The organism is Microbacterium sp. NPDC058342 (assembly GCF_042723935.1).
In the GTDB taxonomy this organism is placed as follows: domain Bacteria; phylum Actinomycetota; class Actinomycetes; order Actinomycetales; family Microbacteriaceae; genus Microbacterium.
Genome location: NZ_JBHXID010000001.1, coordinates 1898384 through 1921239, shown reverse-complemented (window position 1 = coordinate 1921239; position 22856 = coordinate 1898384). Strand labels below are relative to the sequence as shown.

The 22856-nt window shown below is 68.4% G+C and carries 24 protein-coding genes and 1 tRNA gene; 12 read left to right on the top strand and 13 right to left on the bottom strand.

Annotation, left to right across the window (positions count from 1 at the left end; all coding sequences use genetic code 11):
• Positions 1-5 precede the first annotated feature (5 nt).
• From nadD to rsfS, 3 genes are read left to right on the top strand one after another with little or no spacing between them, the layout of a single operon-like run.
• A complete protein-coding gene (nadD, locus tag ACFWHT_RS08970) occupies positions 6-608 on the top strand; it encodes a nicotinate-nucleotide adenylyltransferase (protein WP_378827482.1) in 603 nt (200 codons plus the stop codon).
• Positions 605-1741, top strand: coding sequence for a hypothetical protein (locus ACFWHT_RS08965; RefSeq protein ID WP_378827481.1), 1137 nt, complete (start codon positions 605-607; stop codon positions 1739-1741). Before nadD ends, ACFWHT_RS08965 begins: the two co-directional genes overlap by 4 nt.
• 26 nt (positions 1742-1767) lie before the next feature.
• A complete protein-coding gene (rsfS, locus tag ACFWHT_RS08960) occupies positions 1768-2118 on the top strand; it encodes a ribosome silencing factor (RefSeq protein WP_378827479.1) in 351 nt (116 codons plus the stop codon).
• A gap of 7 nt (positions 2119-2125) precedes the next feature.
• Here the strand turns inward: rsfS and ACFWHT_RS08955 are convergent, their stop codons facing one another.
• From ACFWHT_RS08955 to ACFWHT_RS08935, 5 genes are all read right to left on the bottom strand, one after another.
• Entirely contained in the window at positions 2126-2296 is a 171-nt protein-coding gene (locus ACFWHT_RS08955; protein ID WP_378827478.1) for a hypothetical protein, read from the bottom strand.
• Positions 2297-2389: 93 nt separating this feature from the next.
• A complete protein-coding gene (locus ACFWHT_RS08950; RefSeq protein WP_378827477.1) occupies positions 2390-3022 on the bottom strand; it encodes a DUF3592 domain-containing protein in 633 nt (210 codons plus the stop codon).
• Between the two features lie 9 nt (positions 3023-3031).
• Positions 3032-3997, bottom strand: coding sequence for an O-acetyl-ADP-ribose deacetylase (locus ACFWHT_RS08945; protein ID WP_378827475.1), 966 nt, complete (start codon positions 3995-3997; stop codon positions 3032-3034).
• An 80-nt stretch (positions 3998-4077) separates the two neighbouring features.
• A tRNA-Ala gene (locus ACFWHT_RS08940) sits at positions 4078-4150 on the bottom strand.
• Positions 4151-4245: 95 nt separating this feature from the next.
• Positions 4246-5385 carry a calcium:proton antiporter gene (locus ACFWHT_RS08935; RefSeq protein WP_378827473.1) on the bottom strand — a complete coding sequence of 380 codons (1140 nt, stop codon included), beginning with the start codon at positions 5383-5385 and terminating at the stop codon, positions 4246-4248.
• A 122-nt stretch (positions 5386-5507) separates the two neighbouring features.
• Here ACFWHT_RS08935 and ACFWHT_RS08930 point away from each other — a divergent pair, with 122 nt between their 5' ends.
• Together ACFWHT_RS08930 and ACFWHT_RS08925 are read left to right on the top strand one after the other, a co-directional pair.
• On the top strand, positions 5508-6578 hold the full coding sequence (locus ACFWHT_RS08930; protein WP_378827471.1) for an NAD(P)-binding domain-containing protein: 1071 nt from the start codon (positions 5508-5510) through the stop codon (positions 6576-6578).
• A 10-nt stretch (positions 6579-6588) separates the two neighbouring features.
• Positions 6589-7743 carry a glycoside hydrolase family 3 N-terminal domain-containing protein gene (locus tag ACFWHT_RS08925; RefSeq protein ID WP_378827469.1) on the top strand — a complete coding sequence of 385 codons (1155 nt, stop codon included), beginning with the start codon at positions 6589-6591 and terminating at the stop codon, positions 7741-7743.
• Here the strand turns inward: ACFWHT_RS08925 and ACFWHT_RS08920 are convergent.
• From ACFWHT_RS08920 to ACFWHT_RS08910, 3 genes are read right to left on the bottom strand one after another with little or no spacing between them, the layout of a single operon-like run.
• Positions 7740-8615 carry a 3-methyladenine DNA glycosylase gene (locus ACFWHT_RS08920; protein WP_378827466.1) on the bottom strand — a complete coding sequence of 292 codons (876 nt, stop codon included), beginning with the start codon at positions 8613-8615 and terminating at the stop codon, positions 7740-7742. The two genes, ACFWHT_RS08925 and ACFWHT_RS08920, sit on opposite strands and share 4 nt — an antisense overlap.
• A complete protein-coding gene (locus ACFWHT_RS08915; protein ID WP_378827465.1) occupies positions 8612-9637 on the bottom strand; it encodes an App1 family protein in 1026 nt (341 codons plus the stop codon). Before ACFWHT_RS08915 ends, ACFWHT_RS08920 begins: the two co-directional genes overlap by 4 nt.
• A gap of 13 nt (positions 9638-9650) precedes the next feature.
• Positions 9651-10307 carry a DedA family protein gene (locus ACFWHT_RS08910; RefSeq protein ID WP_378827463.1) on the bottom strand — a complete coding sequence of 219 codons (657 nt, stop codon included), beginning with the start codon at positions 10305-10307 and terminating at the stop codon, positions 9651-9653.
• Between the two features lie 42 nt (positions 10308-10349).
• Between ACFWHT_RS08910 and ACFWHT_RS08905 the strand changes: the two genes are divergently transcribed.
• The 4 genes from ACFWHT_RS08905 (at position 10350) to ACFWHT_RS08890 (ending at position 15754) form a co-directional block, all read left to right on the top strand.
• Positions 10350-11684, top strand: coding sequence for an anthranilate synthase component I family protein (locus tag ACFWHT_RS08905; protein WP_378827461.1), 1335 nt, complete (start codon positions 10350-10352; stop codon positions 11682-11684).
• 97 nt (positions 11685-11781) lie between these two features.
• The gene (leuS, locus tag ACFWHT_RS08900; protein ID WP_378827963.1) at positions 11782-14274 is read left to right on the top strand and encodes a leucine--tRNA ligase; all 2493 of its coding nucleotides are present in this window, start codon (positions 11782-11784) and stop codon (positions 14272-14274) included.
• Positions 14275-14378: 104 nt separating this feature from the next.
• Positions 14379-14999 (top strand): ComEA family DNA-binding protein, encoded by a 621-nt coding sequence (locus tag ACFWHT_RS08895; RefSeq protein WP_378827459.1) that lies wholly within the window; start codon positions 14379-14381, stop codon positions 14997-14999.
• Entirely contained in the window at positions 14996-15754 is a 759-nt protein-coding gene (locus ACFWHT_RS08890; RefSeq protein ID WP_378827457.1) for a DUF4131 domain-containing protein, read from the top strand. Before ACFWHT_RS08895 ends, ACFWHT_RS08890 begins: the two co-directional genes overlap by 4 nt.
• A 73-nt stretch (positions 15755-15827) precedes the next feature.
• Here the strand turns inward: ACFWHT_RS08890 and ACFWHT_RS08885 are convergent, their stop codons facing one another.
• The 3 genes from ACFWHT_RS08885 to ACFWHT_RS08875 all read right to left on the bottom strand — a co-directional run bounded on the left by ACFWHT_RS08885 (position 15828) and on the right by ACFWHT_RS08875 (position 20085).
• Positions 15828-16799, bottom strand: coding sequence for a zinc ribbon domain-containing protein (locus ACFWHT_RS08885; RefSeq protein WP_378827455.1), 972 nt, complete (start codon positions 16797-16799; stop codon positions 15828-15830).
• A gap of 273 nt (positions 16800-17072) precedes the next feature.
• Entirely contained in the window at positions 17073-18341 is a 1269-nt protein-coding gene (locus ACFWHT_RS08880; RefSeq protein WP_378827453.1) for a hypothetical protein, read from the bottom strand.
• Between the two features lie 193 nt (positions 18342-18534).
• Positions 18535-20085 carry a hypothetical protein gene (locus tag ACFWHT_RS08875; protein WP_378827451.1) on the bottom strand — a complete coding sequence of 517 codons (1551 nt, stop codon included), beginning with the start codon at positions 20083-20085 and terminating at the stop codon, positions 18535-18537.
• 195 nt (positions 20086-20280) lie between these two features.
• Here ACFWHT_RS08875 and ACFWHT_RS08870 point away from each other — a divergent pair, with 195 nt between their 5' ends.
• Positions 20281-21015, top strand: coding sequence for an HAD domain-containing protein (locus ACFWHT_RS08870; protein ID WP_378827449.1), 735 nt, complete (start codon positions 20281-20283; stop codon positions 21013-21015).
• 37 nt (positions 21016-21052) lie between these two features.
• Here the strand turns inward: ACFWHT_RS08870 and ACFWHT_RS08865 are convergent, their stop codons facing one another.
• Together ACFWHT_RS08865 and ACFWHT_RS08860 are read right to left on the bottom strand one after the other, a co-directional pair.
• Positions 21053-21199: a hypothetical protein gene (locus ACFWHT_RS08865; RefSeq protein ID WP_378827447.1), complete on the bottom strand. Its 147-nt coding sequence runs from the start codon at positions 21197-21199 to the stop codon at positions 21053-21055.
• A gap of 10 nt (positions 21200-21209) precedes the next feature.
• Entirely contained in the window at positions 21210-21410 is a 201-nt protein-coding gene (locus tag ACFWHT_RS08860; protein WP_378827445.1) for a hypothetical protein, read from the bottom strand.
• A gap of 94 nt (positions 21411-21504) precedes the next feature.
• On the opposite strand from ACFWHT_RS08860, the gene ACFWHT_RS08855 reads away from it, so the two are divergent.
• On the top strand, positions 21505-21723 hold the full coding sequence (locus ACFWHT_RS08855; protein WP_292885852.1) for a helix-turn-helix domain-containing protein: 219 nt from the start codon (positions 21505-21507) through the stop codon (positions 21721-21723).
• The gene (locus ACFWHT_RS08850; RefSeq protein ID WP_378827443.1) at positions 21720-22718 is read left to right on the top strand and encodes a hypothetical protein; all 999 of its coding nucleotides are present in this window, start codon (positions 21720-21722) and stop codon (positions 22716-22718) included. The genes ACFWHT_RS08855 and ACFWHT_RS08850 overlap by 4 nt, the downstream gene beginning before the upstream one ends.
• The last annotated feature ends 138 nt before the right edge of the window (positions 22719-22856 follow it).

Sequence of the window (22856 nt, the reverse complement as noted above, 5' to 3'; positions counted from 1 at the left end):
CGCGCATGCACGATTCCACCGCTCGGGCACCGCGCATCGGCGTGATGGGTGGCACCTTCGACCCCATCCACCACGGTCACCTGGTCGCGGCGAGCGAAGTGGCGCATTCCTTCGGCCTCGACGAGGTCGTCTTCGTGCCCACGGGCGAGCCGTGGCAGAAGCAGAACGTCTCGCCGAGCGAGCACCGTTACCTCATGACCGTGATCGCCACGGCGTCGAATCCCCGCTTCACGGTCAGCAGGGTGGATGTCGACCGAAAGGGACCGACGTACACGATCGACACGCTGCGGGATCTGAAGCGGCAGCGGCCCGACGCGGAGCTCTTCTTCATCACGGGTGCGGATGCCGTGGCGCAGATTCTCAGTTGGAGGGACCATGATGAACTGTGGGACCTCGCCCACTTCGTCGCGGTCTCCCGACCCGGACACGTGCTGAGCACCGACGGACTGCCCACCGAGAACGTGAGCCAGCTGGAGGTGCCGGCGCTGACGATATCGTCGACCGCGTGCCGCGAGCGGGTCGCCGACGAACAGCCCGTCTGGTATCTGGTGCCGGACGGGGTCGTCCAGTACATCGCAAAGCATCATCTGTATCGGAGCAAGGCATGAGCACATCGGACCAGGACGGACAGGCACGCCTCACGCGCAAGCAGCTGCGTGAGATCCGACTGACCGGCTCCACGCCGGTCATCAGCGAGGAGGAGGCCGCGTCGGCTGCGGCGCAGCCCACGCCGGTGCTTCCCCGTGCCGCCGAGCCGGTCGAGATCGCGCCTGCCCCGCCCGCGGACGAGCCCGCCCCCGGTGCGCCCCTGACCCGGCGGCAGATGCGCGCCCTCGAGCACGTCCGTGCAGAGGAGCAGGCGGCTCGCGCACCGCAGCCTGAGGAGCCGACGGGCAACCGGGAGGATGCTCCGGTGACCCTGCCGACGGCGACCGTCGCCCCGCAGACCGCCCCTGCTTCTGCCCCGGCGGAGGATCAGGCACCGTCGCAGGACCAGGACCAGGACCACGACCAGGACCAGGAGGTCGTCTCAGGCCTTCCCTCGTTCGATACAGCTCCGCGGCCGACCGTTCCGCGGTTCGATGCAGAGAACGGCGAGCAGGCCTCCGCACCGACGGATGCCGCCGCCGACCGCGAGCAGGTCGCGGCGATCTTCGATCAGGCCGCTGTCGAGTCCGTCGACGAGCAGGAGCCGCGGAACGCCACGGCCGCGGACGCGTCGAAGGCCACGGAGCCGGAGCGACCCATGGTCGGAGCCGCCTTCGGCATCGGCGTGAAGGCGGAGCACAAGGATCCCGCACTGGACTCGCTCTTCGACGAGCTGATCGACGGCGAGACCTCCGGCTCGCAGCACGGGGCACCGACTGCGCTCATCTTCACGCCCTCGCTCGGGTCGGGGTCGCTGTCGGGTCCCATCGCGTCGACGGGCGAGATGCTCATCACGGGCACCTACACGCTGCCCGACGGGATCGGGTCGCAGGGGCACGCGCACGGCGTGGCCGACGGCAAGGACCTGGACGCCATGCTCATCGACGGCGAGCTCGCTCCCGCGTCGTCGCCCACGCCGATCGCCGCCAGTTCCGCGATCAGCACCTCCAAGCAGGCCGGCGAGGTCATCCGTCCGCCTGCGCCCGACAAGGGCAACAAGCTCATGCTCACCCTGGCGATCGTCGCCGGCGGACTCGCGCTCGCGCTGGCCGCCGCCCTCATCATCGCCTTCACCACGAGAGTCCTTGGTTGATGCAATCCCCTGAGAACGCTGTTGAGATGCTTCAGATCGCCGCGAATGCGGCGGACTCGAAGGGCGGCGAGGACCTTGTCGCACTGAACGTCTCCGGGCCGCTGCCGCTGGTCGACGCCTTCCTCCTCGTCACCGGCAACAGCGAACGCAACGTCGCCGCCATCGCGGACGAGGTCGAGGACCGGCTGTACGAGGCCGGCCACCGCCGCATCCGCCGCGAAGGGCGCGCCGAGGCGCGCTGGGTGCTGCTCGATTTCGGTGATCTGATCGTGCATGTCTTCCACGCCGAGGAGCGCGTGTACTACGGGCTCGAGCGGCTCTGGAAGGACTGCCCGGTGATCCCGATCGAGATCACCGAGCGAGTCTCGGGGGAGTAGCCGGGCTCTACTCCTCGTCACCGCCGGACGCGAGCCGGTCCGCTTCGGCGCTGTCGATCAGCTCCGGGTCGGCATCCGGGTCGAGCTCGGTCTCGCCGTCGACCTCTCGCGTGGCGGGGCCGTCCTCCTCGCGCGCGTCGGGATCCTCGGGAAGGTAGTTGGGTGTGGGGTTGGACATGATCCGCTCCTGTCTCAGTGGATGCTACGGACCGTAGCCCGATCGTCCTCTGTCGTGGAGAACCTTGACGTCGCCGGCTCGCGGCGCTATCCATCAGTCCTGCTCCGACGTCACGCGCACCACGTGGCGTCGGGGGTTGTGCGGGTCGTACCAGAGGGTGAGCGGGTCGCCGGGTCGGGGGATGTTTCCGGACGGGACGCTCGTCGACCCGCGCAGCTCTCGGGGCGCTCCCGCCTCGTCGGAGTAGCGGATGAGGTAGCTCACGCCCTCGTACGCGGAGGTGGCGTCCGAGTGGCCGCCGCGCACTTCGACGAACTCGGCGTCCACCTGATGTCCGCGTGTGAGGATGTGGCGGATACGCCGGGCCCGCCACCACGAGACGGCGCCGAGGGCGGCGGCGAGCGGGAGCAGCACGAAGACGGCCACGAGCGGAGTTCCGAGAACGGCGGCCGAGACACCGACCCCGAGGGCGCCGCCGAGCGCCATGAGTGCGAAGGACGGGAGCAGTGACCGGTCGGTCTCGACGCGTCGGACCTTCATCATGAGGGTCGCGCCACCGAGTCCGACGAGGGCCGCCAGGCTCAGAACCGGTAGGTCGCCGGTGTCGATGGAGACACCGACGACGAGCGTTCTGCTGAGCCAGAACCCGATGAAGGCAGCCGAGCCGAAGACCAGGACCGCGCCGGTCATGGGGATCCACGCCACCAGGCGGTGATGTTCAGCCATGACCGGAGTCTATCCATCGCCTGCGCGAATGCCAGGCGGCTCCGGATACCGGATGCCCGAACCCCATCCGATCTCCCAACCCGGCTTCGGTTCGTACGCGTCGGAGTACGCGACGGGCAGCGCAGCATGGTCGGTGATGAGGGCGACGAGTCCGGAGAACCATCGTCTGTACTCCGGATCCGGCTCTGTGGCTTCCAACCCCAGCGCGGTGGCGATCAGCTCTGCGAAGTCGGCCGGGCTCGTGGTCACCGAGACCATGGTTTCCGCGAACTCCATGCCGCCTGCGGTCGAGTACCGGATGATCGGCCCGGCTTCTTCCCTTCGTGTGTGGTCGAGTTCTCCGGCAAGGACTCGGGCTTCGGCGATGGCAACGCGCCAATACGCGCCCGACGGACTCATTCCGGGGAGCGCTCGGACCTGCTCGTACCCGCGTTCATGCAGCACGCGCACACCCTCGAACATGTGGATGAGCATGTTCAGCTCCAGCTCGGCGCGCACGACGCGTTCGGTCTCCTCATCGAACGCGACGAACCGGATGTCCTCCACTGTGCCGGGCATCTCAAGGATCGTGCGCACCGCGATCTCGACGGCGTGACGGAGCGGCCACCGGTAGATCCCTGTACTGATGAGTGGGAACGCGATGCTGTTCGCGCCGAGCTCGTCGGCGACGGCGAGAGATCTGCGGTAGCAGGAGGCGAGCAGTTCCGGGTCCTGCTGGCCGGCACTGTAGTTCGGACCCACGGTATGCACGACCCACTGCGCAGGCAGGTCGCCTGCGGTCGTGTAGCCGGCGTCGCCGGTCGCGAGCCCGTCCGGGAAGCGTTCGATGCAGTCGGCGAGGATCTCGGGTCCCCCTGCGCGGTGGATGGCGCCGTCGACGCCGCCTCCGCCGCGCATGCGGTGGTTGGCTGCGTTGACGACGACGTCGACCAGCTGCTGGGTGATGTCGCCACGAACGACGGTGATGGTGCTCATACAGCAAAGCTATCGACTGGCTACCGATCGCTCGATTACCGGCGTGCAGCTGGAGACGTTTCTGAACATCTCACATTCGGTGGACCTGAGGGGACTCGAACCCCTGACCCCCTGCATGCCATGCAGGTGCGCTACCAGCTGCGCCACAGGCCCATCGCTGCCGTCTCGCGGCAACCTGTTCAGCATACTACGGCCGCCGAGCACAGTGCGAATCCGGCTCGAACACCGGGAGTGTCGTCCGCTGCGGCTTACGAGAACACGCTCATCGCGTACAGGGCGAAGACGAAGAGGTGCGCCGCGCCGTGCAGCGCCGTGACCCGCCGGCCCGCGAACGTCGCCAGAGTGAGCAGCAGCGTCACGCCGAGCAGCAGCAGGTTCACGGGGCTCTCGGCGAGCAGCACGTGCTGGCCGGTGAGCAGTCCGATGGTGAGCACCGCGGGAATGGTCAGGCCTGCGGTGGACACCAGCGCGCCGTGGCACAGGTTGCTGACGCGCTGCATCTCGCCGAGCAGCGCGGCGCGCACCGTGGTGATCGTCTCCGGCAGGAAGACGATCATGGCGATCAGCACGCCCGACAGGGCGACCGGCGCTCCTGCGCGCGCGAGGCCGTCATCCAGCAGCACCGCCATGTCGTGCGAGAGCAGCACGATGGGCAGTACCAGGGCGATCAGCAGAATCGTGCGCCCGAGGAGCTCGGTGCGATGCGCGGCCGGTCTGGCACCGGTCGGCCCGCCCGGCCGGGCATCCGATGCGGCAGCAGGGGCGCTTTCGGCGACTTCCTGGAAGTCCGCGCGCTGCGCACCGGTCTGGCGCACGAGGAAGAAACCGTAGAGCAGGATCGTGAGCGCGATGATCCCGATCGCCTGCGCGGGGGCGAAGGCCCCGCCGACTCCGAGGAGCCCCGGGAGTGCGAACGCCGTGGACAGCAGCACGATCAGCATTCCCAGGTACGCCGAGACGCCCGTGCGGTTGGCGCGCAGCTGCCGATGCCGCAGTCCGCCGATGACCAGCGCCGCACCGACGACCAGATTCATGATGATCATCGACACCGCCATCACCGAGTCGCGGGCGATCGTGGGGTGCTCGCCGGGGCCGAGCATCACGGCGGCGATGAGGATGACCTCGATGCCTGCGATCGACAGCGTCAGCACCAGCGTGCCGTACGGGTCGCCCAGGCGACGTGCGAGGTGCTCCGCCTCGGTGACGACGCCGAACGCGCACACGGTGATGACGGCGACGATGCCGGCCAGCAGAAGCCACAGGATGCCCGTGGACAGCGGAGCGTCGAGGAGCGGTGCCAGCGCCGACAGCACGCCGAAGGAGAGCCAGCCCAGTGCGAGTCGGGTCAGGGCGAGAGGAGTGAGGATCGAGCGGACGGTGGTGCGCATGACAGGATGCCGAATCTGCGGGGCCGTCCCAGCTCTGTTCTCGCCGCCCGGGTCGTCCCGGCGGTCGCTTCCACGCCATCCTATCCGGGAACAGGCGGGGACCGGGCGGCGTTGAGGGTGACGTGACCATCCTGGAGAGCGTCGTGGTGGGGGCCGGTCAGGCCGGCCTGTCGGCCTCGTACCATCTGAAGCGGCTCGGCATCGAGCGCGTCGTGCTGGATGCGAACCATCGACCGGGCGGCGCGTGGCAGCACCGCTGGAACGCCCTCACCATGCACGATGTGCACGGTGTCGCGGAGCTGCCCGCCGACGCCCCACCAGCGCGCTCGTCTCAGCGCGCAAACCGAGTGGTGCCGGCGACCTTCGCCGCCTACGAGCGTGCGCACGCGCTCCCGGTCATCCGCCCCGTCACCGTGCGCCGGGTGAGCGACGCCGGCGGCATCCTGACCGTCGATGCGGATGCGCGGCAGTGGCGCACCCGTACCCTCGTCAACGCCACCGGCACGTGGACCAGACCGTTCCTGCCGCACTACCCCGGGATGGAGACGTTCCTCGGCGAGCAGCTGCACACGGTCGACTATCCGGGGGCCGAGCATTTCCGCGGCAGACGCGTTCTGGTCGTCGGCGCCGGTGCGTCCGCGGTGCAGTTCCTGGGTGCTCTGGCACCCATCGCCGACACCCTGTGGGTCACACGCCGCCCACCCGTGTGGCGCACAGACGATTTCACACCCGAGGCGGGGGCGGCAGCGGTCTCCCTCGTCGAGCAGCGCGTCGCCCGAGGCCTGCCCCCGGAGAGCGTGGTCAGCGTCACCGGCCTGATGCTGCGGCCCCAGGAGCGCGAGGCCGAGCGCCTGGGCGCCTACGCTCGACGCCGGCCGATGTTCCAGCGCATCGAGCCCGACGGGGTCCGCTGGCCGGACGGGAGCTTCGAAAGGGTCGACGCCATCCTCTGGGCCACCGGCTTCCGTCCGGCGGTCGCCCACCTCGCGCCACTGCACCTGCGCGGCCCGATGGGCGGCATCCAGCTGGATCGGAACGGGCGCGGCACCACCGCCGTCGCCGATCCGCGCATCCAACTCGTCGGCTACGGGCCGTCCGCCAGCACGATCGGCGCGAACCGCGCCGGGCGCACCGCGGCCCGGGGCGTGCAGCGCCGGCTCGCGCTGATGGTGGCATCCAGCGCCGTGGCGTAGCGTCGCTGGCATGCGCAGGATGCTTCAGAGCGGCCTGGCCGCGGTCGCCGCCGTGGCTCTGCTCGTGGGTTGCGCGCCCGCACCCGCACCGACCGTGGCGTCGAGTCCGACGGCGTCGACGCCCACGCCGACGCCCACGCCGACCGTCGAACCCGCCGCGGCCGCGGTCGCGGAGATGAGCACGGCAGAGCAGGCGGCGAGCGTCGTGATGGGGCACGTGCCCAGCACCGACCCGGCGACGCTGCGCGCGTACATGGCGTCGGGGCCCGATGGAGCGGCGCTGGGCGGGTTCATCCTGATGGGCGCGAATGTTCCGGGCGACGCCGCGCAGGTGAGGGCCGTGGCGGACGCGCTCACGCTCGACGCGTCACTGCCCCCGCTGATCGCGATCGACCAGGAGGGCGGCGTCGTCTCGCGGCTGCCCTGGGACGACCTGCCCGGAGGACGTGCCCTGCAGGCCGAGACCCCCGAACGTACCCGCGATGTGTTCGCGCAGCGGGCGAAGCTCATCGCCGAGGCCGGCGCCCAGGTCAACTTCGGCATCGTCGCCGACGTGCCGATGGACTCGTCGTCGTTCATCTCGTCCCGGGCGCTGGGCGCAGACGCGGACTCGGCCGCCGCGCGCGTCGCCGCCGCCGTCGAGGGCGAGCGGGGGACCGTGCTCTCCACTCTCAAGCACTTCCCGGGCCACGGCGCCGCGCCGGGCGACTCACACCACAGCGTCCCGTCATCCGGGATGACGCTGTCGCAGTGGCGCGCCGCCGACGCGACGCCCTTCCAGGCCGGCATCGACGCGGGCGCCGAACTGCTGATGTTCGGACATCTCGCCTACACGTCGGTCGACGACGCCCCGGCGTCGCTCTCCGCCCGCTGGCACGCCATCGCCCGCGAAGAGCTCGGATTCGACGGCGTGATGATCACCGACGACCTGGGCATGCTCAGCTCCTCCGGCGTCGCGGCGTACCGGGACCCGGTGGCGAACGCCGTGGCGTCGATCGGCGCAGGGAACGACATGGTGCTCATGATCGCGGGCTCCAGCGCGCAGACCGCGCACGACATGGCGGCAGGCATCGCCCGAGCGGTCGACGAGGGCACACTTCCGGCGGAGAGGCTCAGAGACGCCGCGGAACGCGTGATGGAGCTGCGGATGCAGCTGTCGGGCTAAGCCGCGTCGGATGCCGCGGCGCCGAGCCAGGCCTCGAGCATCCGTGCGCGCAGCGCCGCACCGCGCTCCGCGAAGGCGCGCTGACGCCGTACGTACTCGGCCTTGCCCTCCGGGTCCTCGATGAGCACGGGGAGCACGCCCCAGGCGGAGAGGTCGTAGGGGGCCGCCTGCATGTCCAGCAGGCGGATGTCGCGTGCCAGCTCGAAGGCGTCGAGCAGCAGCTCTCCGGGCACGAGCGGTCCGAGTTTCACCGCCCACTTGTACAGGTCCATGCCCGCGTGCAGGCATCCGGGCTGCTCGAGCTCGGGCTGCGTGTCGCGCGTGAGCACCTGCCTGTTGCGCGGCGCGGCGGCGCCGGTGAAGAAGCGGAAGGCGTCGAAATGGGTGCAGCGCAGGTCGTTCGCCTCGACCACGGCATCCGTTCCCGCCTGGCCGAGGCGCAGCGGGACGGGATGTCGGTGCTCCTGGTCGCGGTAGACCATCGCCCATTCGTGCAGGCCGAAGCATCCGAACTGTGCGGGACGAGAGGCGGTGCGGCGCAGCATCCGTTCCACGAGGTCAGCGAGCTGGGGCTTGTCGGCTCGGAACAGGGCGGCATCGGGAGCGACACCGCCGGCGGCGGGGGAGTACCAGCGCCATCCCGCGCGCTCCTCGGCTCCGGTCAGAGCCACGCCGGCACCCGGATGCCAGCGCCGCAGCACGGCCGGCTTGTAGGCGTAGTAGGTGAACAGGAAGTCCCAGACCGGATGCTTCTCGCCTCGTGCAGCGCGTTCGCGGTGCGCGGCGGTGAGAGCATCCGCGCGCTCGGCGTGCGCCTGCGCGCGCGACGTCCACTCCGTGCGGGAGAGGGCAGGACTGGCCGAAACGGTCATGGCTTCGCGTCGATGATGCCGGCCTCGCCCAGTCGGTCGCGCAGTCCCGCGCCGTCCTCGGCGCTGACCCACGGCACTTCGTCGGCGGTGTGCTCGACCGAGGCCCGGCCACCGGCCAGAACAGCCTCGGCGGGGAGCAGGCGACGGATGGCGACGCCGGCGACCGCTTCCGGATGCTCGTCCAGGAACTGCGAATAGATCGCCTCGTCGTGCTGGCCGTCGTCGCCGATCAGCAGCCATCGCACATCGGGGAACTGTTGCGCGAGGCGGCGCAGATTGCCCGTCTTGTGCTCACGGCCGCTGCGGAACCAGCGATCGTGCGTGGGGCCCCAGTCGGTGAGCAGCATGGCACCGGCGGGGAACAGATTGCGGCTGAGGAACCGGCGCAGGGTCGGCGCGATGTTCCAGGCGCCGGTGGAGAGATAGATCATCGGCGCGCCCGGGTGGTCGCGCCGCAGCTGTTCGAGCAGCACCGCCATGCCGGGCACCGGCGTGCGCGCGTGCTCGTTGAGCACGAAGGAGTTCCACGCGGCGATGAACGGACGCGGCAGTGCGGTGACCATGACGGTGTCGTCGACGTCGCAGACCACGCCGAAGCGCTCTCCCTCGGCGACGACGAACACCGTGGCCTCGACAGGTTCGCGCCCCTCGACCGACATCGTGAAGGTCTGCCAGCCGGGCTCGAGGTCCGCGTCGATCACCGTGTCGATCACACCGCCGCGGTCGGCGACCACGTCGTGCGTGCGGCCGCCGAGATGCACCTGCACCGAGGCGAAGCTGACCGGGATGCCGACGAAAGCGCGCCATCCGCGCACGCCGGTGCCCTCGCCCCGTGAACCCTTCGGCGGTGGGACGATCAGCACGCGGCCGACGACGCGAATCCAGCCGGTGCCGCCGTAGCCCGGGAACGGGACGACGGTCGCCGAACGCCCGCGTCGGCGGGCGCGGCGTTCGCGCCAGACGTGGAAGCGGTGCTCAAGGCGAGCGAACCAGTGGATCTTGGCCGCTGTGGCTGGGGACATCGCCTCCAGTCTTTCACGGTTCCGCGTGGGGCTCATCCGTCATGTGACGCGCCTCGCGCCGGGCGATGACCTTCTTCGCGACGAACAGCCCGACCAGCAGCAGGGCGATCACGCCCACGAACACGTATCCGGCGTAGTGCACGCGCTGGGAGAGCTCCTGAAAGCTGCCGGCGGCTCCCGCGGCGAGCCCGACGTAGATCGTCGCCCACAGCGTGCAGGCGGGCAGAGTCCACGCGATGAACCGGCGGTAGGCGTACCCGCTCATGCCGACGGTCAGCGGTACGAGCGAATGCAGCACGGGCAGGAAGCGGGAGAGGAAGATGGCGATGCCGCCGCGGCGCCGGAGGTAGCGCTCCGATCGTTCCCAGTGATCCTCGCCGATGCGCCTGCCCAGCCACGACGAGCGGATGTGCGGGCCCGCCCAGCGACCCAGCCAGAAACCGAGCGATTCGCCGATCAGCGCGCCCACGATGACCGCTGCGCCCAGCACGATGCCCTGCGCCCACGAGGTGACGCCGATGGCGGCGACCAGCACGACGGTGTCGCCGGGTACGACCAGCCCGACGAGGATGCTGGTCTCGAGCATGATCGCGACGGCGGCGAGCACGGTGCGCAGCACGGGATCGACGGACCGCACGGCCTCGATCGCCCAGGACACGAAGTCATCCACACCATGAGCGTAGGGCCTGCCTGCGCGCTCTACGCTGTGAAGGTGCCTGCACCGCGCCCGCTCGCCGTCCGTCCTCTGGAGGGAGCCGTCGACGCCGAGAGCCTCTTCCTCCGCCTGTTCGCCGACGAGCAGGCGGCCTTCTGGCTGGATGCGGGAGACGGCGCCGCGGACGGCTGGAGCATCCTGGGCGCAGGCGATGAGGAGCCGGATCCCGCGGCGGTGCGGTCCGTTCCGCTGACCGCGGCCCGCCCGGACACGACGACTGAGCTGCCGTTCGCCGGCGGATGGGTGGGCTGGCTCGACTACGAGCTCGGCGCCGCAGCGCTGGGCGCGCCGGTCGCCGGTTCGGTTCCCTCGGGTGCGTGGATGCAGGTCTCCCGTGCGGTCGCCGTGGACCACGCCGCGGGGCGCGCCTTCGCGCTGGCTCCGGCAGGTGACGTCGACCGATGGCGCGCTCGTGTGCAGGAGGTCCTGCATCCAGGTGCGCCCGCGCCGGTGCTCGAGCCGGCAAGCGTCGCTCGCCCTGCCACGGCACGGCACGACGTCGCCGGGTACATCGGTCTCGTCGAGGAGTGCCGTGCCGCGATCGAGCGCGGGGACGCGTATCAGCTGTGCCTGACCACACGGTTCACGGTGCCGCGCCCCGAGCATCCGATCGACGTGTACCGCCGCCTGCGCACCGTCACACCCGCACACCACGGCGGCTACATCCGCATCGGTGGCCGGCACCTGCTCAGCGCGAGCCCCGAGCAGTTCCTCGCGGTCGAGGGCGGCGTCGCATCCACCAGCCCCATCAAGGGGACCAGGCCTCGGGGCGCGACCGCCGAGGACGACGTGCGGCTCGCCGAGGAGCTGCGCACCGATGTCAAGGAGCGCGCCGAGAACGTCATGATCGTCGACCTCATGCGCAACGACCTGTCGCACGTCGGCGTCCCCGGCACGATCCAGGTGGAGCGGCTGTGGGAGGTGGAGTCGTATCCGGCCGTGCATCAGCTGGTCAGCACCGTCAGTGTGCGACTGCGAGAGGGCGTCACCGTCGGAGACCTGAGCGACGCCGCGTTCCCGGCCGGGAGCATGACCGGCGCGCCGAAGCTCTCGGCGATGACGCTGCTGCACGCCTTCGAGAAGGTGCCCCGTGGCATCTACTCGGGGTGCTTCGGGCACGTCGGCCTCGACGGCAGGCTCGATCTGGCGATGGTCATCCGCTCGATCGTCGTCGAGGACGACATCGCCTACGTGGGGGCGGGCGGGGGGATCACCTGGCTCTCGGAACCGGCGGCCGAGGCTGCGGAGGTCGCGGTGAAGGCGCGCGCGCCACTGGCGGCGCTGGGTGCGACGGTGCCCGGCGAGTGGGCGGCCGTCGTCCAGTCGCGATAACCTGGAAGGACCCGATTTCCGGGCCGTCCCGCAGCGTCAGATTGGCCGTTCCTTGTCCGAGCATCCCGCAGAGTCCACCGCCGAGTCCACCGAGGCGATGTCGGCGCACGACATCCAGAGCAAGTGGCAGCAGTACTGGGCGCAGAACGAGACCTTCCTCGCGGGCGGGGCCGACGACGAGCGTCCGCGCAAGTACATCCTGGGGATGTTCCCCTACCCCTCGGGTGACCTGCACATGGGGCACGCGATCAACTATCTGTACCCCGACATCGTGGCGCGCTACTGGCGCCACCGCGGGCACAACGTCCTGAATCCGATCGGCTGGGACTCCTTCGGCCTGCCCGCCGAGAACGCGGCGATCAAGCGCGGCGCGGACCCGCGCGAGTGGACCTACAAGAACATCGACCAGCACAAGGCCGGCTTCCGCGGCTACGGGATGTCTTACGACTGGTCGCGCGTGCTGCACACCTCCGACCCGGAGTACTACCGCTGGAACCAGTGGCTGTTCCTGAAGCTGTACGAGCGGGGCCTGGCGTACCGCAAGAAGAGCGCCGTCAACTGGTGCCCGAACGACCAGACCGTGCTGGCCAACGAGCAGGTCGTCGACGGGCGCTGCGAGCGCTGCGGCGCCGAGGTCGTCAAGAAGAAGCTCACGCAGTGGTACTTCAAGATCACCGACTACGCCGACCGGCTGCTCGATGACCTGGACGCCCTGGAGGGCCACTGGCCGCACAAGGTGCTGCAGATGCAGCGCAACTGGATCGGCCGTTCCACCGGCGCCGACGTCGATTTCCGCATCGAGGGCCGTGAGGAGCCCGTCACGGTGTTCTCCACGCGCCCCGACACGCTGCACGGCGCGACGTTCTTCGTGGTCGCGCCCGACTCGGACCTGGCCGCCGAACTGGCCGCCGGCGCATCGGCCGAGGTGCGGATGCGGTTCCAGGACTACCTCGACACCGTCCAGAAGCAGACCGAGATCGAGCGGCAGTCGACCGACCACCCGAAGACCGGCGTGTTCCTGGAGCGCCATGCCGTCAACCCGGTCAACGGCGAGCTGCTGCCGATCTGGGCCGCCGACTACGTGCTCGCGGACTACGGCCATGGCGCCGTCATGGCGGTGCCCGCGCACGACCAGCGCGATCTGGACTTCGCCCGCGCCTTCGACCTGCCCGTCAGGGTCGTCGTCGACACGACCGTTTCGGGTGGAGCGGACGACGGCGAGGATCTCGCCGAGCTCGACCCCGCGACCACCGGTAAGGCACTGGTCGGCAGCGGACGGATGACCGGCTCGGGCGAGCTGGACGGGATGGACAAGGATGCCGCCATCGCGGCGACCATCGCACGCATGGAGGCCGACGGCACCGGCCGCGCGGCGAAGAACTACCGTCTGCGCGACTGGCTGATCTCACGCCAGCGGTTCTGGGGCACGCCCATCCCGATGCTGCACCTGCAGGATGGATCCGTGGTCCCCGTCCCCGAGGACCGGCTGCCGGTGAAGCTGCCGAGCGTGGAGGGCCTGGACCTGCGGCCCAAGGGCACGTCCCCGCTGGGTGCGGCGGAGTCGTGGGTGCGCACGGTCGATCCGGCCTCAGGGGAGCCCGCGCTGCGCGACCCGGACACCATGGACACTTTCGTCGACAGCTCGTGGTACTTCCTGCGCTTCCTGTCGCCGAACAGCGACGAGTTCGCGTTCGATCCGGCCGAGGCGAAGCGCTGGGCGCCGGTGGACGGCTACTTCGGCGGCGTGGAGCACGCGATCCTGCACCTGTTGTACGCGCGGTTCATCACCAAGGTGCTCTTCGACCTGGGGGTGATCGAGTTCGAGGAGCCGTTCTCGAACCTCGTCAATCAGGGCATGGTCATCATGGACGGCGCGAAGATGTCCAAGAGCAAGGGCAACCTCGTCGAGCTCTCCGACCTGCTGGGCCAGTACGGCGCCGACGCGCTGAGGCTCGGCCTGGCGTTCGCCGGACCGGTCGAGGACGACAAGGAGTGGAACGGCGTCTCGATCGCCGGCGCGCACAAGTTCCTCGCTCGTGCCCTGCGAGCCGCAGACGAGACGTCGAGCGCCGTGGGCGCCGACGCGGCGATCGGTGACGCGGCGCTGCGCCGCATCACCCACCGCCTGCTCGCCGATGCTCCCGGTCTGCTCGAGCAGACGAAGTTCAACGTGCTCGTCGCACGCCTGATGGAGCTGGTGAACGGCATCCGCAAGACGATCGACGCGGGTGCCGGCGCGTCGGATCCCGCCGTGCGCGAGGCCGCCGAGACGGTGGCGCTGCTGCTCGAACCCATCGCACCGCACACCGCCGAAGAGCTGTGGGCGCGTCTGGGACACGAGCCTTCGGTCAGCGCCGTGCCGTGGCCGGATGCCGACCCCGCGCTGCTCGTGGAGGACACCGTCACCACGGCCGTGCAGGTGAACGGCAAGGTGCGCGCGACGATCGATGTGCCCGCCGACATCTCCGAGGCCGATCTCGAGGCCGCCGCCCGCGCGGACGAGAAGGTGCAGCGCGCCCTGGAGGGCAAGGAGATCGTGCGGGTGATCGTGCGTGCACCGAAGATCGTGAACTTCGCCGTCAAGGGCTGACCAGACACCTCGAGAACTCCTGCACATCCGGCGATGTGCGGGAGTTCTCCACATCTGCCGGGCCCGCGCCTTCCGGACGGATGCGGGATGCGTAGCGTGACGACGTGCCCCCTTCAGAACCGACAGACGCGCCGGCCAGGCCGCGGCTGCGGCTCGGCGTCGGCGCGGCCGTCACCCTGGGCCTGGTGGTGCTCTCCGCCGCGGTGGGATGGGGCATCCTGCGCGGCCAGGCGGCGCCCGTGGAGGCGCTCGGGCTCGATGACTCCGTGTCGTCGGGCGAGGTCAGCGTCGACGAGGGCGGTGGGCTCTACGTGCACGTGCTGGGCGAAGTCGCGCACCCCGGACTGTACATCCTGGAGACGGACGCCCGGCTGGTCGATGCGCTTGCGGCCGCGGGCGGCGCCCTCGACGCCGCGGATCTGAAGGCGGTAAATCTGGCGCGTCCCCTCAGCGACGGCGAGCAGATCGTCGTGCCCGCGCAGGGTCAGCAGGGCGCAACGGGCGCGTCGTCCGATTCGGCGGTGGATTCTGACGGCCGGGTGGACCTGAACGCGGCGTCCCAGGCCGACCTGGAGACGCTGCCGCGGATCGGGCCGGCGCTGGCGCAGCGCATCCTCGACTGGCGCGAGGAGAACGGCCGGTTCCGCGCCGTCGAGGATCTGCTCGCCGTGCCGGGCATCGGGGAGAAGCTGCTCGCGGGCGTGCGCGAGAAGGTGCGGGTGTGAAGGACCTGCGCACGAGCCTGCTGGCGGTCGTCCTCTGGGCGGTCGCGCTGATGTGCATCCACCTTCCGCCGCTGGCGCTTGCGCTGGCCGGTGCATGCGGGGCGGGAGCCGTGTCGTACGTCGTCGTGCGACGGCTCACACGGCAGCGTGCGAACGGGCTGGTCGTGCTCGTGCTGGTCTGCTGCTGCGCGGTGGGTCTCGCCGTCGCCGGGGCGCAGCCTCGGAGAGCGGTGCTCGCGCAATCGGACGGGCGTGCGGTGGAGGCCGTCGTGGAGGTGTCCTCCTCGGCGTCGGTGGGCTCCGACGGGCGCCTCTGGTTCGACGCGGAGACCGTTGCGCTCGGCGCGCCGGATGCGATGCGGCCGCTGCGCGCCCCGGTGCGGGTGGGCGTGGATCCGATCGATGGCGTCGACATGGGCGCACGGCTGCGAGTGACCGGTCAGGCGAAGGCCACTGAGCCGGCGGAGCGGGCCGGACTGGTCGTCTTCGGTGCCGATGCGGAGGTGCTGGCACCCGCATCCGGCGTGTTCGCGGTCGCGGCCGGCACCCGCGCCGCGTTCGTCGCCCGAGCGACACGATTGCCGCAACCCGGCGCCGGCCTGCTCCCCGGCCTCGCGGTGGGTGACACGACGGCCGTCTCCGAGGAGCTGAACGCGGCGATGCTCGCCTCGGGGCTGAGTCACCTCACCGCGGTGAGCGGCGCGCCTCATCTGAGAGCATTCGCGAGAACGGATCAGCCACTTTCTCCAGGTTAGCGCCCGGTCAGGGTCGGTTTATGAACCCACCTTCTCACTGTAACCGACCCACCTGTTAACTCACGATCTTGGTTCATCTCCAGACGAGCTCAACCCGACCTTCGTTGATTCCTCTCAAGCCTCGATCGGACGGATCAATCGGATGGATCCGAGGATTGACGAGTGCACGAACGACGTGTCGCTGTTGAGCGATCGACATCCGCTTCCAGAGCTGTGCCGCGACCGGGAACGCTCTGTACAACGCGGTCACGAGAGGGTCCTGCGCCTCGAGTTCGATCATCCGATGTTGGGCTGCTTGGATCTTGGGGAGAACGATGTCCTGTTGCGGTTTCAACAGGTCGCTGGACGGACCTCGTCGCGAGTATTCTTCGTGTACTTCTTGGAGCCAGGCCCGGTGGCCTGCGATCTCGAGTCGAAGCGCCTCGTGCTCGTCACGAGCTGCCTCGTCTTTCAGCCGTGACGGCACTCGGAAACTCTCCTGTGCAACCCGTTCGAGCACAGCCTCGGTGATGATCTGGTCGAGGTGCTCCTGCCTCATGGACACGTGGAATCCGGTCTGGCCGGGTTGTCCAGGGCATTCGTAGACGCGGTACCTCGACGGCTCAGCGACCGAGCCGCGTGCACGAGGCCTGCGGCCGTTCTGAGCGCCGACACGGAGAGGCGCGTCGCACACGCCACACAGGGCAAGACGGCTCAGCAGATACTTCGAGGGACGACCGCCTTTTCGTGCGGCCGATATGCCAGCCTCTGCGCCCATGCGCTCAAGTCTGTCGTAGATGCATCGAGCCGCAGAGCGATTCGCGGTGAGGACCTCGATGGACCTGTTCGCCAGATCCGGACTGTTTGCCAGTGCGTCGTGTTGCGCTTCACGAGACGAGGACTGGTTGGTGCTGCAGAGGTCTACTTCCAAATGCGTATGTGCCGCACTGACGATCGCGGCGCGCACGGCATCGCCGATCGAAGCTCCGTTGGCGACGAGCGCGTCGAGTGCGTCGCCGGCGGCGATGTCGAGCGCAACGCTGATCTGCGCGCGCGTGGGTGGCATTCAGTGATCGCTAGATCGCGCGGGCAGCAGGAGCGAGCGGCGAATCATCCCGACCTGCGCGCGGAACAACGGGGATCAGGTTGCCGCTACTGGAACTTATCACTTCCTGTCTTTGGCTGCTGAGTCGGGCGGGCCTTCACCATGCCAGGAACGGCCGCGCGGACTACTTCCAGAGCTGGCTGCGCGCTCGGAGCACGTCTCGCGACTCCATCGTTGGGCACGTGTATCGGCAGCCCGGGCTCGCTGCGGCCCATGTTCATGACTGCAACGTTCCTAGATCGGGTAGTCCTTGGCGTCGGGCCAAGGCTCCTTCCAATCGCGGTTCTTCGGATGGCTGGCCAGCCATTGACGGATGTTGATCAGGACCTCGTCGACTTCGTGCATCAGGCGTTTCTGCTTGCGTACGAAGGTCCGGTCGGTCACGTTGCTGCGGAGGACGTGCGCGGGCTTCTGCCGTGCGGCGCGCACCTCACGTAGAGGTGCGAGTGCCCACTTCGCCCTGTCGGCTTCCACGCGGTTCATCGTCATGAACATCTCGAGCCGCACGAGGGTACCCAGAGGCTGCCCGGCGGCGTTCTTCTTGGGGACTCCCGCCTTATCGAGCGCTTTGCCATCGATGTTGTCCGACAAGAGCTTGTCGAACGAGTGAATGAAGTGGTCCCACTCGCGCTGATCTGCACGCAGGATCCACCCGAAGTCCTCGGGCGGCTCATGGGTCTTGAAGAGCTTCGCGTCCCAGACGTTCTCGAACAAGTCGTTGATGTTCTCGAGCTCCTGAGTCAGCCTGGCAAACGGCCCGATGCCGTCCGGCCAGCGGCCCATTTGCGTGCCGTACCAGACCGGATGGGGGTCGACGTCGTCGGCCTCGACCTGGAAGCTGGCCCACCGCTGCTGATGCTCGGGCGTCAGGTCCTTCAGATCGCCGTAGAACGCTGCGACGCGTCGAACTATCGGGGAGTCCGGCTCCTCAGGGTCGTACTGACTCATGTCGTATGCGAAGCCGAGATGCATCATCCCAACGTGGTCCTTGTCAGGCTGATTGTCGTCGTACGCCTCGTCTGACAGCCCGAAGTTGATGCCGAAGTCCCCCATGCCGAACCGGAACCGCGCGTCGTTGCGATACCCCTCGAGCACGTCCGCGCTGAAGAAGGCCAGTTCCAGCGTCGAGCGGCCGCGAGCCATGGCTCGGGAGAACGGAGCATCTTCGAACTTCTTCGGGAGCTTCACGCCCTTCATTGCCTTCGCCATCGGGTAGAGCGCGACGCCGTAGTCATCTTCGGTAAGCTCGCGCAGCTCCTCGATCTGAGCGGCAACGGTCCGGCGCGACGGCCATGGCCGGATGTGGATGTTCATGTAGTCCTCGTGCCCGACGACCTGGACGAGACCGGCTTCCGCGAGCTCGACCGCGGCATCGATCACCTCCTGGCCGGTTCGGTTCGGACGGATGTGCAACCCGTTGAAGTCCCTCGACTTCAGGTAGCGCTGCTTGACCAACTTCAGAAGGTCGCGCGCGGCGGGGGACAGGTCCTTCTTCGCAGCCATCTGCGCCTCCTCTCAGTCGAGCCACACAGGACAAGCATCGTGACAGCCTTCACGACACCGGAACGCCGGCGATCACGCCAACCTGGATGCCATGGAGCGAGGCTATCGCCCGCGGCGGACACTTTCTCACCAGGTCAACCGGGTGGTATCAGCGGTGAGCGGAACCGCTTCGCATCGTGATTGAGACCCTGCGTTAGCGACGCCACCAGCTGGGCCGGTCGCGCATACCCGGGTGCCAGGCCCGAGGCTCCGGCGAATGTCGGGCCTGTTGCTCGTGCGAGTCGCGACCGATGCTGTAGTCCTTGTGGGGCGCTGAGGGATCCCAGCCCTCCATGTACGGTCGCAAGTCCTTGGCCGATGGCTCCGCGTCGAAGACACCGTCGTCGAGGTGCGCGAGGTTGACCATCGGGTCGAACTCGTCCGCGCGACGACGGGCCCATTCCAACCACTCCTGCAATCTGGGGCGATCTTCCAGTAGCCCTTTCGCGGTTGCTTCGGTCTCGAGCTGGCTCGCGAAGTCCCGTAGCTCCTGCGCCCCTCGCCAGCTCTCGAACGCTCGCGCGAAGATCACCTCTCGCTGGACGAGAAGGGCCTTTGCGCGAGCGCGTTCGCGCACCTCTTCCCATGCACGCCGCTCGGCGGCCCTCTCTCGTTGAAATGCTTCATGAGCCTCGGCACGTCGTTGCTTCTCGCGCTCGGCCGCATCGACGTCCTCGACGACACCCTCCTTGATCACGCGCGCGATCTCGCCAACTCGGGTCTCGAGCGGCTTCTTGTCGTCGGACCAGCGGTCGCTGTTGCGTTCATAGGTGTAGCTCTGGCGACCGAGGTCGACCTGGTGCGAGCCGTCTCGTTCGATCTTGAGGTGCAACCGCCCGGACGGCACATTGTCGAACTTTGGGGTCTGCTTCCAAGGCGAGCGCCGGAGTTCTCGCTGCTCTGCGTCCGTGAGCATGTGGGGCACTTCGTCCAGGAGTTCGGTGATCTCCAGGTTCCGGCGGCGCGTGTCGACCTGGATGAACAGCTTCGGCGTCTTTAGCTTTTGGTTTACCGCGAGCCTCAGCTCGTGCGCGCGGAGCTCCTCGGCAAGACCGAGCACGACCTCGATGGCGCGGGGGCGAAGTGTCTCGCTGATCGAGCTCAGGATCGACGTGTTCTCCAACGCGGTGCGGAGCACGTCGAGATTCGTCGTGACGGTGCGCGCCGTCGTTCGGATGCGGTCCCAGGTTGTGGTGTCCGCCGGGGAGCCGCTGCTGAGCATGATGACGATGTCGCCCGAGGCGCGCCCGGTGAAGCGCAGTTCTTGTCCATCTGGCACCAGGTGATGGATTCTGCAGGCGTGCAGCACGCGACGATAGCGGGCCCTGATCGACTCCTCCGGGTCGGTGACCGTGAGCTGCCCTTGATCCTGGAGCTGCTGGATCAAGGTCTTCGCCTCCGCGAGCGTGTCTGACGCTCCCTCGCCCAGATCGAGCTTCGGCTGTGTCTCGCGACGTGAACGCTTGACAGCCGATACCGCGACCGGCGGGTCGTCGCTTGGCGGGTAGCTCCCATGCTCCAGGTAGTGCGTGCCCGCGTCGGTGATCGTCGCGGTCCAGGTTCTGCCATGGCCGGTGATGGTCGCGAGGCCCCGCGACTTCAGGGCGGCGGCACTGATCTTGTGCACGTTGTCGTCCGCGGACCACTTGCCCGCGGGGCACCCGTCGGCGATCCACCGCAGGACCTGCAGCTGCCGGTCATTCACGGGCCTGTTCATACGTGCAACGTATCGAATGCGCCTGACGTTGGCTCTACCTGGAACCTCCCAACTCACGTGCGACGCTCCATGAGCTACGGGCCGCCCTTCGCCCCCCGATGGCGTCGCGCTGCTCAGGTCTCGACGACATCTGCACAAGTCGGCTCTCGCAGGAAGATACGGTCGTACGACGAGGAGGAGATCATGCCGCCGACGGAGATGCCCGTGAGAGGTGAGAAGCCGCTGCTCCTGCTCGACGTCGACGGGCCGCTCAACCCCTACCGCCTTATCACTAAGAAGGGTTTTCTCGAGCCGAAGGTGAAGCCCGGTGAGCGGCGCTACCAGTACGAGCGCCAGGAGATGTACCCACGTGGCTGGGCCGGTCCCGGGGCTCTGACGGTGCTCCTCTCGCCCGACCACGGAGATGAGCTGCGCCAGCTTGCGGAGGTCTACGATCTGGTCTGGGCGACGACGTGGGAGCACACGGCGAACGAGCTCATCGCGCCGGTGCTCGGGCTGCCCGAGCTGCCGGTGATCCGGCTGCCCTGGTCGGAGATGAAGCGCTGGGGCCAGCACGCGCACCACTCGGGCTCCTGGAAGACCTGCATCATCGCCGGCTGGCTCGACGCCCACGCTCCCGGTAGGCCATGGGTCTGGATCGACGACGACATCACACGAGCCGACCGCGAGTGGCTCCACCGTCACTACGGCGACCATCGCGGCGGGCCGCCGGCACTCGACCGGTGGCTGCTCGACATCCATCCGTCGCATGGCCTGCGTGAGCACGACTTCGAAGCGCTTCGTACTTGGGCAGCGACGTTACAGACGCTCGCGCGTGGGCCGGTCACGCCCCCGTGCACGGCGCGGCACGAGCACATTGACTACCCGACGATGGCGGCCTTCTACGAGAAGGTCGACCTGGATCGCTCGGCCGAGTAGCAACGCCAAGCGGCCACGGCTCATCGGGGGAGAGAGCCTACTCGGCCGGTTCGGAGGCGCACCCCGGAAGTCGCTCTTCGACGCTGAGTTGCTCGATCGCATCGAGCATGCGCTGCTTATGAGCGTCGACGGTCGCCCGATCGACGGGATGGTCGACGAGGAACTCCTCCAGTGTCATCGCCACCACGTGCTCCTTACCGAACGTCATCGAACGGGTCGACGACCCCCTGCGGCCCGTGCTTGGGGCATGTGAACGCAACACGCACGCCATGCTGCTCCGTGACCATGGGTTCCGGCTCGCAGTCGCCACCGCAGACCGCGCAGGTGCGGTAGCCGTCGTCGCGCGGGACGCGGATCTCGAGTCCGTCCGGGCCCTCGATGCGCTCGTAGTCCATGGGTCGAGCCTAGAGGAGAAGCGCGGCGCGCGAAGGCGCAACCGGAACGCATAAGTACCTGGAAGCCATGAGTACCCGCCGCGACGCTTGAAAGGTGTCGAAACCTCTCCGATCGGTCCTGGGCGCGCAGTTGCGCGAACTCCGCCGATCCCGAGGACTTACCCAAGAGGGGCTCGCGGAGGAGCTCGGCGTCACGCCCCGCTACCTCGCCGGAATCGAGCGTGGCGAGCGGAACCTGACCTTGGACTCGGTCGATGCGCTTGCCAATCAGCTCAAGGTACCCGTCATGTCGTTGCTCGGTCTGCGACGATGAGCGCGGCGGGTGGAATTGAGCGCCTCGGGGAAAACTTCACCGAGCGTGATTTCAGCCTGCTCGTGCAACAGGCGTTGCCGGAGATTCTTGACACAGCTTCTATCGAACGAGAACCGCGTCTGAAGGGCGGGGCGCGGCCCGACTTCCTCGTGGTTCGTTCGGATGGGACTCCGGCCATCGTGGAGTTGAAGATCCCAACCCCGATGACGGGCGCCCGGTTGGAGAGAGTCGCCGCTCAGCTTCGTTCGTACGGCGAGACGTTCGCCGAGTCCTCGGGTGGGCGCGCGCCACAACTAATTCTCGTGGTTTCCGGGACTCTCACGCTTGAGCACGTCGCCCAGCTGCGGAAGGCGGGTGTGGACCGGGTTGTTGACGGGCCAACGTTACGTGACGCAGCGCCGTATTTGCCCTGGCCGCCTGCGGTTCGTGAACGCCACGTTTCGTCTGGGCCTCGTGCCGATAAGCGGAGTGACGGGGGTTCACTGGAAGGTCGGCTCGCGAGCATCGCTCCGGGAAAGCCCGAGTGGCCGGCCTATCAGCGTGTGGTGCGCGACATCTTGGCTGAGACAATTTCGCCGCCCCTCGAACAACCGCTCGACGAGCACAGAAATCAAAGCGGTGTGAATCGGCGGGACATCATCTTGGCGAACTATGCCGAGAGCGGCGGCTGGAAGTTCTTGCGGGATCACTATGAGGCGCACTACGTCGTCGTGGATGCCAAGAACTACAAAGGCGGTGTGAAGAAGAAGGACGTCCTGCAGATCGCCAACTATCTGAGCGCCCATGGTGCGGGACTCTTCGGCATTATCGTGTGTCGCACGGCAGAGCACCGCAGCGCTGAGATTACACGACGTGAGCAGTGGGTCATCCACCGCAAGCTGATCCTTGTGCTAGACGACGATGACCTCCGAACGATGCTTACGCTGTCCGCGACTGGCCAGGACCCCAGCACGGTAATCCGCCAGAAGGTCGAAGACTTCCGGCTCGGCTTCTGAGACCCGAGATGAGGTCAGAGGTCAGCCGAGCGCTCGATCAGCCTCTCACCATCCAGCCGCGCGACAAGCGCTGCAAGCTCGCGATCTTCGGCTTCGTAGCCCGCGCCTACGTCGGGAAGTCCCATGCGCCGCGGTCCG